This is a genomic window from Rhizobium sp. BK181, assembly GCF_014193305.1.
Classification (GTDB): Bacteria; Pseudomonadota; Alphaproteobacteria; order Rhizobiales; family Rhizobiaceae; genus Rhizobium.
Map to the genome: position 1 here is coordinate 516,043 of NZ_JACHZA010000002.1, position 14,740 is coordinate 530,782.

Here is a 14,740-nt window from a genome sequence, read left to right on the forward strand (position 1 = left end):
AGATGCGCGAATATGTTCGTCCCGGAAACAGCCAGCCCGCTTGGCTGTTTCCTCTTGTCGTTATCGTTGTCCTGGTCCTGAGCGTGCTGCCGCTGGCGCGGCTCGCGGTAACAGGTATTGCGTCACTTGCAAATGGCGGCGTCGGCGCGGTGCTCAGCGATCCCGCGCTTTGGTCGGCGACCTACTACACGCTCGTCACGGCCATTCTTGGCACACTGATTTCACTGGCCATAGGCTGCGCCTTCGCGTTCCTGCTGACGCTGACGGATATCAGCGGCAAGGGAGCGTTGAGCTTCCTGTTCGTCCTGCCGATGATGATCCCGCCGCAGGTGACGGCGCTTGCCTGGGTGCAGATGTCCGGGCCCTCAAGCCCACTGTTGAAGGCTCTGCACATTGCGCCTCCGCTTGGATCGCCGCAGCCGCTCTATTCGGTCGGTGGTATTTCGCTGCTCTACGGAGTGCAGCACGCGCCGCTCGTCTATCTCGCTCTCCGGGCCGGCCTGATGGCGTTGCCGCGCGATGGTGTCGAGGCGGCGCGTCTCGCTGGAGCCGGGAGTCTTCGGGTTTTCCGCGACATCATCCTGCCGCTTTCGCTGCCCGGCATCATTGCCGGAGCTGCGATCTCCTTTGTTTCCTGCACCGGCAACTTCGGCATACCGGCTATTCTCGGCATACCGGCTTCGATCTACACGCTTCCGACACTGATCTTCACCAAGTTTTCCGCCTTCACCAGCCGGACATTCGGCGATGTCGCGGTGCTTTCGGCAATCATCGCAATCATTTCCGTTGCCGGGCTTGCCATTCAGGATCGCGCTTTGCGCGGACGCGATTACCGCGTCCTCGGCCTTTCAGGCGCGACCGCTGCCTTTGAGTTGGGGCCCTGGAAGTTCCTTTTGCAGCCACTGCTCTGGCTCTGCATCTTCGTCATGCTGGTAGCGCCATTCTTCGCGCTCCTCGCCGGCGCACTCGTGCCGGCCTATGGTGTGCAGCTGACCTTCAAGACGATGTCGGCAAGCGCTTTCTACGAAATTCTCTTCCGGCAAGCGGTCACGCGCACGGCGTTCGTAAACTCGCTCTCCCTCGCGGCCGGAACGGCACTATGTCTCCTTCTGGTGACCGTGCTGACCGCTTACGCGTTGACGCGACGGAAAGACCTACTTGGCCGGATCGTTTCCAGCCTGATCGAGATTCCATATTCGCTGCCCGGCATCGTCATTGCCGTGTGCTTCATCCTGGTGTTTGCCGCACCGCTTCCGATCCTGCACATGACGCTGTACGGAACAATCTGGATCATTCTGATCGCCTATCTCTCCAGTTTCTTTGCCGTTAGCCTGAAGCCCGTCGTCAGTGCGTTTCATCAGCTCGATCCGGCCCTGGAGGAGGCCGCAAGGCTCTCGGGGGCTGGCTTCTTTCGACGGCTCGCCGATATCATTGTGCCTTTGATCGCTCCGGCAACCGGCGCATCGGTGATCCTGGTGTTCCTGATCGCCTGCAATGAGCTTACCATTTCCGCGCTTTTGTGGTCTGCCGGGACGCAGACGCTTGGCGTTGTCATCTACAATCTCGATGACAGCGGCAGCTCCGATCTCGCCTCGGCGCTCTCCGTGCTCGTTGTCCTTATGGTCATCTTCATGATGCTTCTCCTGGAACTGATGGCAAAACGCCTGCCGAGAGGAGTCGTACCGTGGCGCAACTGATCCTCAACCATCTTGCCAAGGACTTCGGTACCGGGCGCGCGGCGGTCGCCGATTTTTCGCTGAAGGTCCGCCACGGCGGCTTCCTGGCACTACTCGGACCGTCGGGCTGCGGCAAGACAACGGTTCTGCGCATGATCGCCGGCTTCGAGGCGCCAACCGACGGCTCTATCCATCTTGGCGAGCGGCTGCTCGCAGACGCGTCGCGGTCGTTGCCACCGGAACGGCGCAACATGGCGATGGTGTTTCAATCCTACGCATTGTGGCCGCATATGAGCGTCGCAGACAATGTCGGCTATCCCCTGAAGGTGCGCGGCGTCTGCGGTGAGACGTACAGGCGGAGGGTTCGTGAAGCGCTGGCAACGGTGAGGCTCGCCGACCATGCCGAGCGGCGCCCCGCCGATCTCTCCGGCGGCCAGCGACAGCGCGTGGCCTTGGCGCGCTGCCTGGTGTCGTCACCCGACGTCGTCCTGCTCGATGAGCCGCTTGCCAATCTCGACCGACACCTGAAACAGGAGATGGAGGAAACGTTTCGTGAGTTCCACCAGCGCTCTGGAGCGACGATGGTCTATGTCACGCACGATCAGAGCGAGGCGATGGCCCTTGCTACCGACGTTGCGGTCATGTCCGAGGGCCGCCTTCTGCAGGCTGCGTCGCCCGCGGAAATCTATGCGCGGCCCGAGGGCCGGCTGGTTGGCGGGCTGATCGGTCGCGGCGCAATTCTCTCGCTGTCGTCTCCGGCTAGTGACACCCGGATTTTCGATTGGAGCGCCCTCGCGCCCATGTTTTCGGCCGAGGAAAGTCATGGGCCAAAGGTGGACGTTCTGGTGCGCCAGGAGGATGTCTTGATCGCGGGTGAGGGTGTTCTGGCACGCGTCGAGTCCATCCTCTACGAAGGTGAACGCTATGCTCTGAAGTTGCTGCTTGACGACGGGCAGGTGCTTCGCGCGTTCAACCGGGAGCGCTTGCAGGTCGGCGAAAGTGTGCGCGTCATTGCGCGCGCCGCCTGGCGTCTCTGATCTCGAAACGTCTTTCCGAAGCGGGGCTTAGCCACTACTAATGGCATAGAGCCAATTGGAAATGTTCGATGTCGCTTCGCATTGCTACCTTCAACGTCGAAAACCTCATGACGCGTTTCGACTTTACCGGCTTTCGCAACCAGCTGCGCCAGGACCGGGTCATCAAGCTTTTCGAAGTGCGCAGCGAGGGCGTCTATCAGCAGCTCGAGCAGGCGCGGGTGATCGCTTCCACCGACGATACCCGACAGATGACGGCGCTGGCGATTGCAGACGCCGACGCCGACATTCTCTGCCTGCAGGAAGTCGATAACATGGAGGCGCTCCAAGCCTTCGAATATGGTTACCTCTTCCGGATGGTCGGAAACGGCTACCGGCAAAAGTACCTCGTCGAGGGCAATGACAGCCGCGGGATCGACGTTGCTGTCCTGATGCGGGAAGAAACACGCGATGGGCAGAAGATCGAACTCAAGCAGATCAAAAGCCACGCGATGCTCACCTATCGCGATCTGGGACTCTTCAACGACCAGCTGGCGCTGACCAATCGCATCGACGACAAGATCTTCAAGCGCGACTGCATGGAATTCGACCTCGAGATCGGCGGTGTTCCGCTGTCACTCTACGTGGTTCACTTCAAGTCGATGGACGGCCCCCGCACGAACGGCGTCGATAGCAGGCTCGGTACGATGCCGGTGCGCCGGGCCGAAGCACTCGCCGTGCGCCGTATCATCGAGGACCGTTTCAACGCTCATACCGATGACAAGCGCTTCGTTATATGTGGTGACATGAACGATTATCAGGAGCGCGTCGACGTCATCGGGCGTCGCCGCACGGGATACCGCTTCGAGCATCAGGACGAGAACATCAGTGCACTCGACGTCTTCAGTCACGATGGTTTTGCCGAGAACGTCGTCCGTCGCCGTGATCCGCTCGATCGCTGGACGCTCTACCATGCCCGCGGACCTCAAGAGCAGTGGCTGTGTCAGCTCGACTACATCTGGATCTCGGCGGCCCTCGCCAGAACGAATGCTGGTCGCTTGCCGGAAATCGTTCGGCACGGGCAGCCCTATCGCACCGTCTTCCCACCCGGCCAGGAGATCGAGCGTTATCCCCGCACCGGCTGGGACCGGCCGAAGGCCTCCGACCATTGCCCCGTTGTCATGACATTGGATTTGATATGAACCTGCATTTTTCCGAGGATTTTGCCGGCTGGCCGCCGGAGCAGACGGTATTTCCTATTGCTGGGCTGGATCTTCGCGTCCTCGCCGGAGACCATCCCTTCTATGTCGCTGAGCTCGAGGCGATCCGCGAGAACTGGGAACGAGAAACTGCGGCCAACCCGGCGCTCTTCGATGGCCGCATGGTCTTCCAAAAACGGCTGGCGCTCACCGAAAGTGGCCTGGTGGCCGAGGGCCACGTCATCCCATTCTCGACATTCATGTGGTGGCGCCGACAGCCGGATCGGCAGGGCGGCATCCATCTGTTCGCCTATCCGGTTCTTGAGACCTCCGACGGCGCCTTGGTGGCAATCCGCATGGGAAACCATACGGCCAATCCGGGTCAGGTATATTTTGCCGCCGGTTCGCTGGAACCTGAAGACATCTCCGGAAACCGCTGCGACGTGGATGGCAACATGCGTCGCGAGGTATTGGAAGAAACCGGGCTAGACCTTAGCGATGCCGACGCTGGCGATCACTACTATGCGAGCCATGTCAGGCGTACGGTAACGGTGCTGCGTCTCTTCCGCTTCGATCTGACTGCCGATCAAATGATTGCGAAGATCCACGCACACATGTTGGTTGCCGACGACAAGGAAATTGCCGGCGCGGTTGCGATCCTTTCCGCTGACCCGAAGGCGCATCCCTACAATATCGCGATGCTTCCCGTCATCGATTGGTACTTTGGAGAGAAGCCCCGCTCTTAACGCCTTGCGCTCGGTCGTCCGGTCGGGCAGGTTGGCGAAACGAGGACCGAGACCAGGGAGGCCCATGTGGCGCGAAGCTACAGTGTCTACGACGTGTTTACCGACCGCAAACTCGCCGGAAACCCGCTCGCCGTCATCTTTGATGGCGATGACCTGAGCGACGACGCCATGCAGGCGATCGCGAAGGAAATGAACCTTTCAGAGACAGTCTTCGTGCAGGCTTCGGATAACCCCGCCTACACGGCGCGAATCCGTATCTTTACCCCCGGTCGCGAGCTGCCTTTTGCCGGACACCCGACCGTCGGAACGGCCATCGCTCTCGCCGAGCAAGCGCATCGCAACGCAACTATCGATCTCGTTTCGGTGCTGGAGGAAAATGTCGGGCCCGTACGGTGCGCGGTTCGACTGCGAGAGGGCGAGGCGAGTTTCGCCGAATTCGATCTGCCGCGGAAATCGCAGCAGATCACCATGCCCCTCGACAAGCTCGGAATTGCCAATGCGCTGTCGCTGAACACCACGGAAATCGGCTTTGAAAATCACGTTCCGTCGTTGTGGAGTGCCGGTGTACCGTTCCTGATGGTGCCCGTGCACGACCTTGGTGCTGCGCAACGCATGGATTTCGACCCACAGCTTTGGGAAGCGACCGTTCCTTTTGTCGATGGGGCGCTCGCCTCGGCCTATGTTTATTGTCGCGGCGGTGTGAACCATGTCGCGAAGTTCCACGCGCGGATGTTTGCGAGCGGCATGGGGATTGTCGAAGATCCGGCCACGGGGTCGGCGGCCGCGGCGCTTTCCGGCGCTATCCACCATTTCGACCGCCAGACGGATGGCCACCACGATCTGACGATTGAGCAGGGTGTAGAAATGGGCCGGCCGTCCTTTATTCACCTGCACATGGATGTCGAAGGCGGGGCAATCTCGAATGCCCGGATTGGCGGGCAGGCGGTGCGGATGGCGAGCGGAACACTGGACCTTTGATTTCATTGCATTTCAGCCATGCGCAAAAATCTTCGCATTTAACCAAAGAATTTTCAGGCAGGCGCTAGACAAGCCAAACGATCATGTTTATACGCCCCCTCACACCGCGCAACACGGCGGTTACGGGTGATTAGCTCAGTTGGTAGAGCAGCTGACTCTTAATCAGCGGGTCGTAGGTTCGAGCCCTACATCACCCACCAAAAGCTCCTTTAAACAAGGACATAGAGAAACTAGCTAAAGCTGGTTTTTATCGGCTTTGGAATTTAGCTCCCATGAAAAAGTCGGCCGCCGCTTCCAGTCGAAATGGCCTGGCCCGGTTCCTCCCCTGCGGTGCAGCCGGTACTGCGAACGACGGTTATTCGGCCCGTTGCTCGGCGGGTCCCTCAGCCCGTGCGAGATTGAGCGCGCTATTGATAAGTCCGACATGACTAAACGCCTGGGGAAAGTTTCCCACCATCCGTTTTGCCTGGGTATCGTACTCCTCCGAGAGAAGGCCGACGTCATTGCAGAGCGAGAGCAATCGCTCGAAGAGACGCAGCGCGTCGGCCCTGCGTCCGATCAGCACAAGTGCATCGACAAGCCAGAAACTACAGGCAAGGAACGCGCCTTCGCCAGCAGGCAGTCCGTCGTCGACTTCACGGGTTTCGTAGCGAAGGACCAGACCATCGCGCAGGAGCTTGTGCTCGATCGCCTCGACAGTGGCGATGTAACGTGGGTCTTCGGGAGGGAGGAACCCGACCATCCCAATGTGCAACAGGCTGGCGTCGAGGGCTTTTGATCCGTAGGCCTGGACGAAGCAGCCAAGCTCCGGATCGAATGCTTTGTCGCAGACATCCTGATGAATGCGGTCGGCGACGGCTTTCCAACGTGCTGCGGCCTCACTGTTATCTTCTTCGCGTGCCGTCGTGGCCGCGCGGTCGAAGGCGACCCACGCCATAACCTTCGAATAGGTAAAGTGCTGGCGCTGCCCCCGCACTTCCCAGATCCCTTCGTCTGGTTCGGTCCATATCTTCTCCAGGAATTGGAGGATGGCATCGCTGAGCTGTCGACTGCGCGGATGCGGCGGCAGTCCACCCTTGCGTGCCTGCAGCATCGCGTCGGCGACCTCGCCATAGACGTCGAGCTGAACCTGTTCTGCGGCGCCATTGCCGATGCGTACAGGGCGAGACCCTTCGTAGCCCGCCAGCCAGGGAACCTCCCACTCCAGCAGGTTACGTTCCCCTGCGACGCCATACATGATTTGCATCTGCGCCGGGGCACCCGCGACAGCGCGCAGCAACCAATCGCGCCACCCACTGGCTTCCTCGTAGTACCCAAGCTTCATAAGTGCCAAAAGGGTAAGTGTGGCGTCCCGAAGCCAGCAATACCGGTAGTCCCAGTTGCGCGGCCCTCCGAGTTGTTCGGGGAGGGACGTCGTCGCCGCGGCGACGATACCGCCTGTCGGCATATAGGTCAGCGCCTTCAGCGTTATCAGCGACCGTTTGACGAGCGGCTTCCATACGCCCACGTGCGAGCATGTGCTTGCAAACGATTTCCAGAAGCCTTCGGTGTCCTCCAAGGCGGCCCGGATCGATCTCGCTACCGGCCGAGGAACGTGCGACGGGTTCCATGTCAGGGTGAAGGATTGCTGTTCTCCCGCGGAGACAGAGAACGAACCCACGGTCCGCATTTCGTCGCCATGCAGGGGTACCGATGATGTCAGGGTCAGCCTGTCCGGGCCTGCGATCGCCGTTAGGGTGCCATCCTCGCTGCTCGTCACCCAAGGCACAGTTCGTCCGTAGTCAAAGCGAAGAACGAACTCCAGGTCGAACGCCAAGGTGCCGTCCGTGCCCTCGACGATACGCATCAGATCACTCCGGCCGTCGCGAAGAGGCATGAAGTCTTTGATGACCGCGCTGCCTGTCTCCGTTCTGAACTCTGTCTCCAAGACGAGTGTGTCTTCAGCATATCGGCGCGTCACCTCATAGTTCTCGCTGGAAGGTCGGATCAGCCACCGTCCATTGTCGTCGCTGCCGAGCAGCGCCGCGAAGCAGGCTGGAGAGTCGAAGCGCGGAAAGCAAAGCCAGTCGATCGATCCACCTTTCGACACCAGCGCGGCGGTCTCACAGTCTCCGATGAGCGCGTAGTCTTCGATGCGGGCCGGCACGACCGATCTCCTTTGTTCGTGGTCTCGTCTAAGGTAGAGGCCTGGAAGGAGGGTCAAGTGCACATAGTGGTCCTTCGACGGAGCCGGTTTGGCAGCATGCTTCCCGCAATTTGTTTGTTTGAAAGCAGTGAGACGCGCGTAAGTACCCCTTCTCCTTGGCAGTTCGCCGGCATGAAAGCGTCGCTCGGACTAAAGTCGGGCTCACCTGGGACTGAGGTCCGGTAGACGGAACCGTCAGGATTCCACCTCGTTGGATTTACGAGCGGCCCGTCGAGGTCGCTTTGTTCAAGGAGGAAAACATGCTTATCAAACATTCGATTGGCGCTGCCGCAGCATTGGTCCTAGCGTCCGGCGTAGCATTCGCGCAGTCGTCGACCGTCAACGGCGCGGCAGGCGGTGCAGTCACCGGCGCGATCGTCGGTGGACCGGTTGGCGCAGCCGTTGGTGGGGTCGCCGGAGCGACTGTCGGCGCGATCCTCGAGCCACCGCCGCAGAAGGTGGTTACCTACGTCCGTGAGGCGCCTGCGCCTTCGGCACGGGTCGTCGTCAAGCAGAAGGTCGTCATCGGCCAGCCGCTTCCGGAGACCGTTGTGGTGACACCTGTTCCTGACAATCCCAAATACGCCTACGCCGTGGTGAACGACGAACGTGTGATCGTCGAGCCTTCATCGCGCAAGGTCATCCAGGTCATCAACTGATCCTGGTCCAGAGCGCGGCAACGCTGCGCTCACCACCAGCAACTATCAAACGACATCAAGGGAATATGCCGCAGCCGCGATCGGTGTGGCTGCGTCTGCCTTGTCGTTCAAGGAGAATAAACATGAAACGCAAGACACTACCTATCATCGTCGCGGCGTTGGCGATCGGAACTTCGCCCCTCGCTTTTGTTCCCGCGTCCGCCCAGGACGCCCCGATCCTGCCGAAGAAGGGAAGCTCGCAGCAGGGTACGCAGCCACAGTCCGACGGCGCCACGACGCAGCAACCGGACGCCGGCGCACCCTCGACAGGCGACGGGTCTTCGGGCGGGCGAGCTTCGGGCCAGAGTGGATCGGGCGGAGGCCAATCAGATACTCTGAAGCCAGCTGAACAGGGTTCAAGCGGATCGTCCACTGGTGAAAACTCCGGCAAGACGATGAGGCCTTCCGAGAACGGTGCAACCGGCAGTCAGGGGGGATCTCAGAGTGGTTCTGGCGATGCCGGATCGACCACAAAGACAAAACCCTCGAATGACAACGGCTCTTCCACCAAGGGCGGCTCGTCTTCGAGCGGCTCAGGTTCCGAAACCAATTCCAATTCTACCACCAGCGTCCAAAACCAGCCTGCACAGGGCGGTGATGCGTCGAAGCCTTCGAACACAGAGCAGCATTCGACGACCACCAATAAGTCGTCAACGGAAACGAAGACCGAGAACAACACGACGAACGTGAATATTTCAGTGGAACAGCAGACCGAGATCCGCCAGGTCTTCAAGGAAGTTCACGTCGAGCGCGTCAAGGAGACGAATTTCGAGGTCGCCGTCGGCACAAACATTCCGCGCCATATCCACCTTGAGCCGTTGCCGTCGCGGATCGTCGAGGTCGTGCCGCAGTACAAGGCCTATCGCTTCTTCATCCTTGCTGATGGACGGATCGTCATCGTCGATCCGGACGACTTCACGATCGTCTACATCCTGACGGCATAGATGACCGGCCCGGCGACGCAGTGCCGCCGGGCTTTCGCCGAGCGAGGCAGGACGAGGAGGAACAAAGTTCCGGAAGGCGGGTTTCTCGCTGAACTCGATTGTGTCGCACAATCAGTTGGATCGAGGGGGTGGGGAGGCTGCTATGAAAGCGATTGCTACGGTGCTGTTCGGCGCTGCCGCGGCGGTGGGGGCCTGTCTCATCGGCGCGGCTGCTGCCACATACATCCTTGCCGTGCCCGAAGGACAACACTTGGACAATCTGGAAACTGCGGGACCCTGGACTTCAACTCCTGAGCGCGTCGATCCTCGGAGCCAAAAGTTCGAGCGCGTTGCGCCCCTTGTCTCCGCAGCCTATCCCATCACTCCCGTCGTCCCACCTAAGACGGACCACGTAACGGAAGCAGCCTCCCAGGGCATGTCGGTAGACTCCGGCGACACTTCGCTGCGCAACGATCATGAACAGTGGTGCGCGTCGCGTTACCGGTCCTACAATCCCGCCAGCGATACCTATCGCTCCTATAGCGGTCAGGTCCGCACCTGCGTCTCTCCGTTCGCGGCCCCATCCACGGAGGTCACCGTATCGGTAAGCAACGGGAATACCAACCATGTCGTGTGGTGTTCGGGCCACTATGCGTCCTATCGGACGGATGACAATACATACCAGCCGTATGGCGGCCCGAGGCGCGAATGCGTCTCGCCGTTTCCCGAGGGCTCAAGCATCATAACTGTCAGCCAGTAAGCCTCGCCCGGCACTGTCGGCGATTGCCGCTCTTTTGCGTTAAGACAGAACGAGACGGCGGGAACCAACAGCCTTTCATCGCGTTCTAGGCACAGTTCCAAGGCGTTTCGCACACTGCGCCTTGGCCTTTCCAAATGTCCCTGTTATCTGCCCCGCTTCCCTGCGGGGCTCCTTTCTGCTTGTGGAGGAGGGAGGAACCACTATGTCCCACAAACGCTACAGCCGCCGCGACGAGCCGTTGCATTCCAAGGATCTGGCAGTCTGTCATCGTGTGCTCGACCATATCCGCAATGAACAGGGGATCGAGGCGTCCTCGGACGAGTCCGAACGGATCGCTTCCATCATCATCGAGTTCTATCGTCAGGGCGTCCACGACCAGATGCAATTGCGTGCCCTGATCGACGTGGCGCGAGGCTTCACGCACCGGGAGACGTAGCAACGGGAAACGGTCGAGAACAGAAGCAGACCTGCGGCGTTTTCCCATTCAGCTCGTGTCGCCCTAGACACGTTGTTTTGAGATGTAGCGATACTAAAGAGCCCTGCCAACACCGCGGGGCTTTTCTCTGCCGCCTTCCCCGGAGTGCCTGTAGGACTTAGGTCCTATAGGACCTCAAACGGCTGAACCATAGGGGGCATGGCGCGTTGAATCTGCAGAGAAAGGAGACTGACCATGAAACGGTTGATTATCGCAGTGGCCGGCCTCGCAGCACTTCTGGTAAGTGCCCCTGCCGACGCCCAAGGTGTTTATTTCGAGTTCGGTTCCGGAGACTCTCGATACTATGACGATCCGCCGCCACCTCGTTATTACCGAGAGGGACCGAGGTATCGTGACTACTACCGACCGCGTTACGCTTATCGCGACGTTTGCTGGAGGGTGCCGTATCAGCACCGAAGCCACAACCACTACATTACGCGGTACAGAACGGTCTGCCGATAAGAGTGAGCCTCGCGCGAAGCGGGGCTTTCTCGTTGAAGTCTAGGCCAACCTCGCCATTCCCGCGCTGACGTGCCGGACGTCAGCCGATTTCTTCGATTCCTGTGGTGTTACTGATACAGAGACGGTTTTTCGGGGAGTTCCACGGCAACACGATTGCCCGTCTTCCAGGCCTGAAGGCAAGCCTTCGTCACCAACATCGCCATGTAGCCATCCCAAGCACTCGAGCCTGAGGGCCTCTGTGTGAGGATGCCAGCCGTCCAGGCTTCCAACTGCGCGCGATAGGCTTGCCGGAACCGCGGCCGCCAATCCGCGGGTGTCCGGAAGCCGTCGTGGCCCTTTGTACGCAGCGTCGTTGCCGGGCTGGGATCCAGCGCGATGGTTCCATCCTCGCAGACGAGCTCTGCCCGCACATCGTATCCATACTGGGCGTCCGTGAAGACCTCGATATCGACCACCACACCGGACGCAGTTTGCAACAGAATGAACTGCGGTTGCCTGTTCGGGGCATTTCGGGTCGCCGGTGGGCTGGCGACGACTGCTGAGGTGATCTCTTCGTCGAGGAGGTACCGCGCGATGTCGAACTCGTGGCCGGCGGAATTGGCAATCACCAGTTCGGATGTGAGGTAGTCTGGGCCGACAGCGTTCCGGTGAACGCAATGGAGAAAAAGTGGTCGCCCCAGTTCGCCGGAGGCGAGCGCTTGTTTCATCTCGACGTAACCGGCATCGAACCGTCGCATGAAACCCACCTGCACGAGGCGCTTTCCGACTCCGACCTCCGCTCGAATGATCGCCTCTGCATCCTCCGGGCTTGCTGCCAGCGGCTTTTCGACGAGCACGGGTTTTCCCGCCGAAATTGCCTTCAATGCCAGCGCCCCATGAGTGCCATCCGGCGAGCAGACCATCACGGCATCCACGTTGGGATCGCTGATCAAGGCGTCCGCATCTGCGATGGCGCGCACACCAAGGGATGCGGCGACCTTTTCAGCGCGGCCGCGATCAAAATCCTGCACCGCGACAAGCCTCGCGTTCGCGACACCATCGGCCAGGATCGTTGCATGATCGGCACCCATGACGCCGGTTCCGATGATACCGATCCGGAGCTCTTTCATTGCCTCTCCCATTCGAAAGTCGCCAACTCCGGAAAGTCTATGACCGGGATAGCAAAGATTTCAAGCTCATTGCAGGCGACGATAACGCGCTCGGTGCGGGCTTGGCGCGCTGTGCGATCAACATCTCGGCCACCTTGATATCTCGTGCAATCCGGTTGCCCCGTGCCCAGCCACTCGCCGCAACGATCCGCTGATCTTCAGCGAGATGAAATAAGATCAATGCTTCCTCGTCGATCTCCCGAGTGATGGTGCTCGTCGATTCATTGGCGAGACCGGCTATCTGAAGCGAGAAGTCGTATTGATCGGACCAGAACCAGGGAACAACTTCGTAGGGTCTTTCCGCGCCCAGCATATTGGCGGATGCATGCGCCCCTTGGTCTTGGGCGTTGCGCCATGCTTCCAGGCGGATCCTCTTGTCTCCGTAAGGGAACGAGCAGCAATCGCCAGCGGCATAGATGGCTGGATCGCTTGTCTGCAGCGTGGCGTTGACGGCGATGCCGTTCTCGACCGAGAGGCCGGCATGGTGTGCGAGTTCGCAGCGAGGTTCGGCACCGATGCCGACGACCAGGGTCGTTGCATCGAGGATTTCGCCGTCATCCAGGGACAGGGTGATGCCAGTGTCGTGCGGCGCGATCTGCCCCGCGCTTGTACCGCAAAGGATGCGTACGCCATGGGCCTGGTGGAGCGCATGGACGCGTGCTGCGATGGCTTCCGGTACCGCTCGCATGAGGATGCGCGGCAGCGCTTCGATAACCGTGACTTCGAGGCCTCTTTGCCTCGCCGCTGCAGCCAACTCCAGGCCGATGAAGCCTGCGCCGATGATCGCCAGATGGCCTCCAGGGACAAGACGTCGCGACAGGCGCTGGGCATCGTCGTGTGTGCGCAGATAGAAGACATGCTCCATGCCTTCCACAGAGGAGAGCTTTCGCGGGGACGAACCGGTTGCGAGCAGCAGTTTGTCGTAGCAAACACGGCGTCCGCTTGCCAGTTCCACCGACCGACCCTGGCGATCCAATCCGACGGCAGCATCGCCAGTCACCGTCGCTATCTTCCGCTCCGCAAGCACGCTACCGGTGACGACGAAGGGAGGTTCGATACCCTCCGGTGACATCAGATGTTCCTTCGACAAGGGTGGACGCTCGTAGGGAAGGTGCCGTTCCTCGCCGATCAGCGTGATGCCACCATCAAATCCTTGATCGCGTAGCGCAAGCGCTGCTCTTGCGCCGCACTGGCCGCCACCGACAATGACAAACTCTTCCATGGCTCCTCACTCCAGGCCAAGGTAGACGTTGCCGTCTTCGACCTTTGTCCGGTAGGTCCTGAGGTTGACGCACACGGGGGCTCCGCGTGCCTCGCCGGTGCGGTAGTCGAACCTGCCATTGTGTTTTGGACACTCGATGATGTTGTCCATCACCAATCCCTCGGCGAGATGCACCTTTTCGTGAGAGCACATCCCGTCCGTTGCATAGAAGCTGTCGTCGGGGCTCCGATAGATCGCGAAGGTCTTGCCTTCGTGATCGAAACGGATGACGTCCTCATTGTCGATGTCATCGATTTCACAGGCCTTGATCCACGCGCTCATCTGATCCTCCCAAGCTTGTATTGCTTGATTGAGGCTAGGCCAAAACGGCGTTCGGCGCGGCAGAAAAAATGATCAAAAAACCTCAAGTGCCGGTGGTGTGCACAGGAGAGCTTAGTGCGGAGAGAGATTTACACCTGATGAAAAGACTTCATTCAGTCGCGAAAGCGGCCGGTTTGCGGGTAGCTGCCGCGCCGCCGTTGCTGGCGCGGCCCGGATGACCTACATCCGCGCCCGCGATAGCTAGGGCCGCCACTGCTGCAGGTGCTGCGCTGGCGGACCTTCTTGAGTGAAGCTCAGTCTCTGGACTCCGAGCGTCGTCCTCGCCTCAATAGAGTACCACGCTTCTGATGCTTTCGCCGGAATGCATGAGCTCGAAGCCCTTGTTGATGTCTTCCAGCGGCATGGTGTGGGTGATCATCGGATCGATCTCGATCTTGCCCTGCATGTACCAGTCGACGATCTTCGGCACGTCGGTGCGGCCGCGGGCGCCGCCGAACGCGGTGCCCATCCAGGAGCGACCGGTGACCAGCTGGAACGGCCGGGTGGAGATCTCCTGGCCGGCGCCGGCAACGCCGATGACCACCGACTTGCCCCAGCCGCGATGCGAGGCTTCCAGCGCCTGGCGCATCACCTTGGTGTTGCCGGTGCAGTCGAAGGTATAGTCGGCGCCGCCGATCTGGTCGGCGCCACGCTTCGTCATGTTGACGAGATAGGGCACGATGTCGTCGCCGACTTCCTTCGGGTTGACGAAATGCGTCATGCCGAAGCGCTCGCCCCAGGCCTTCTTGTCGTTGTTCAGATCAACGCCGATGATCATGTCGGCGCCGGCGAGCCTGAGGCCCTGGATGACGTTGAGGCCGATGCCGCCAAGCCCGAAGACGATGGCGGTTGCGCCGATCTCCACCTTGGCGGTGTTGATGACGGCGCCGATGCC

Annotated in this window: 14 protein-coding genes and 1 tRNA gene; 10 read left to right on the forward strand and 5 right to left on the reverse strand. The window is 60.3% G+C overall.

The window, feature by feature from the left end:
• The first annotated feature begins 2 nt into the window (after nucleotides 1-2).
• The 6 genes from FHT77_RS09915 to FHT77_RS09940 all read left to right on the forward strand — a co-directional run bounded on the left by FHT77_RS09915 (nucleotide 3) and on the right by FHT77_RS09940 (nucleotide 5,812).
• Nucleotides 3-1,697, forward strand: coding sequence for an ABC transporter permease (locus tag FHT77_RS09915; RefSeq protein ID WP_183754720.1), 1,695 nt, complete (start codon nucleotides 3-5; stop codon nucleotides 1,695-1,697).
• Nucleotides 1,685-2,713, forward strand: a complete 1,029-nt coding sequence (locus FHT77_RS09920; protein ID WP_183754722.1) for an ABC transporter ATP-binding protein — start codon at nucleotides 1,685-1,687, stop codon at nucleotides 2,711-2,713. The genes FHT77_RS09915 and FHT77_RS09920 overlap by 13 nt, the downstream gene beginning before the upstream one ends.
• Nucleotides 2,714-2,781: 68 nt before the next feature.
• Complete coding sequence (locus FHT77_RS09925) at nucleotides 2,782-3,891, forward strand: endonuclease/exonuclease/phosphatase family protein (protein WP_183754724.1); 1,110 nt, start codon at nucleotides 2,782-2,784, stop codon at nucleotides 3,889-3,891.
• On the forward strand, nucleotides 3,888-4,634 hold the full coding sequence (locus FHT77_RS09930) for an NUDIX hydrolase (protein WP_183754726.1): 747 nt from the start codon (nucleotides 3,888-3,890) through the stop codon (nucleotides 4,632-4,634). Before FHT77_RS09925 ends, FHT77_RS09930 begins: the two co-directional genes overlap by 4 nt.
• A gap of 66 nt (nucleotides 4,635-4,700) precedes the next feature.
• A complete protein-coding gene (locus tag FHT77_RS09935; protein ID WP_183754728.1) occupies nucleotides 4,701-5,612 on the forward strand; it encodes a PhzF family phenazine biosynthesis protein in 912 nt (303 codons plus the stop codon).
• A gap of 124 nt (nucleotides 5,613-5,736) precedes the next feature.
• Nucleotides 5,737-5,812: transfer RNA gene (locus FHT77_RS09940), tRNA-Lys, on the forward strand.
• A 155-nt stretch (nucleotides 5,813-5,967) separates the two neighbouring features.
• On the opposite strand, the gene FHT77_RS09945 is transcribed toward FHT77_RS09940, so the two are convergent.
• A complete protein-coding gene (locus FHT77_RS09945) occupies nucleotides 5,968-7,758 on the reverse strand; it encodes a glycoside hydrolase family 15 protein (protein WP_183754730.1) in 1,791 nt (596 codons plus the stop codon).
• Nucleotides 7,759-8,057: 299 nt separating this feature from the next.
• On the opposite strand from FHT77_RS09945, the gene FHT77_RS09950 reads away from it, so the two are divergent.
• The 4 genes from FHT77_RS09950 (at nucleotide 8,058) to FHT77_RS09965 (ending at nucleotide 10,614) form a co-directional block, all read left to right on the forward strand.
• Nucleotides 8,058-8,456 carry a DUF1236 domain-containing protein gene (locus FHT77_RS09950; RefSeq protein ID WP_114713085.1) on the forward strand — a complete coding sequence of 133 codons (399 nt, stop codon included), beginning with the start codon at nucleotides 8,058-8,060 and terminating at the stop codon, nucleotides 8,454-8,456.
• A 122-nt stretch (nucleotides 8,457-8,578) separates the two neighbouring features.
• Nucleotides 8,579-9,439: a DUF1236 domain-containing protein gene (locus FHT77_RS09955; RefSeq protein ID WP_183754732.1), complete on the forward strand. Its 861-nt coding sequence runs from the start codon at nucleotides 8,579-8,581 to the stop codon at nucleotides 9,437-9,439.
• 142 nt (nucleotides 9,440-9,581) lie between these two features.
• Complete coding sequence (locus FHT77_RS09960) at nucleotides 9,582-10,178, forward strand: BA14K family protein (protein WP_183754734.1); 597 nt, start codon at nucleotides 9,582-9,584, stop codon at nucleotides 10,176-10,178.
• 202 nt (nucleotides 10,179-10,380) lie between these two features.
• Nucleotides 10,381-10,614 carry a hypothetical protein gene (locus FHT77_RS09965; RefSeq protein WP_183754736.1) on the forward strand — a complete coding sequence of 78 codons (234 nt, stop codon included), beginning with the start codon at nucleotides 10,381-10,383 and terminating at the stop codon, nucleotides 10,612-10,614.
• 608 nt (nucleotides 10,615-11,222) lie between these two features.
• On the opposite strand, the gene FHT77_RS09970 is transcribed toward FHT77_RS09965, so the two are convergent.
• From FHT77_RS09970 to FHT77_RS09985, 4 genes are all read right to left on the reverse strand, one after another.
• On the reverse strand, nucleotides 11,223-12,224 hold the full coding sequence (locus tag FHT77_RS09970) for a Gfo/Idh/MocA family oxidoreductase (RefSeq protein WP_183754738.1): 1,002 nt from the start codon (nucleotides 12,222-12,224) through the stop codon (nucleotides 11,223-11,225).
• Between the two features lie 37 nt (nucleotides 12,225-12,261).
• On the reverse strand, nucleotides 12,262-13,485 hold the full coding sequence (locus FHT77_RS09975) for an NAD(P)/FAD-dependent oxidoreductase (RefSeq protein WP_183754740.1): 1,224 nt from the start codon (nucleotides 13,483-13,485) through the stop codon (nucleotides 12,262-12,264).
• Nucleotides 13,486-13,491: 6 nt separating this feature from the next.
• Complete coding sequence (locus tag FHT77_RS09980) at nucleotides 13,492-13,806, reverse strand: MocE family 2Fe-2S type ferredoxin (protein WP_114713079.1); 315 nt, start codon at nucleotides 13,804-13,806, stop codon at nucleotides 13,492-13,494.
• A gap of 325 nt (nucleotides 13,807-14,131) precedes the next feature.
• Nucleotides 14,132-14,740 (reverse strand): zinc-binding dehydrogenase (locus FHT77_RS09985; RefSeq protein ID WP_183754742.1); only part of this gene is annotated, 609 nt, incomplete at its 5' end.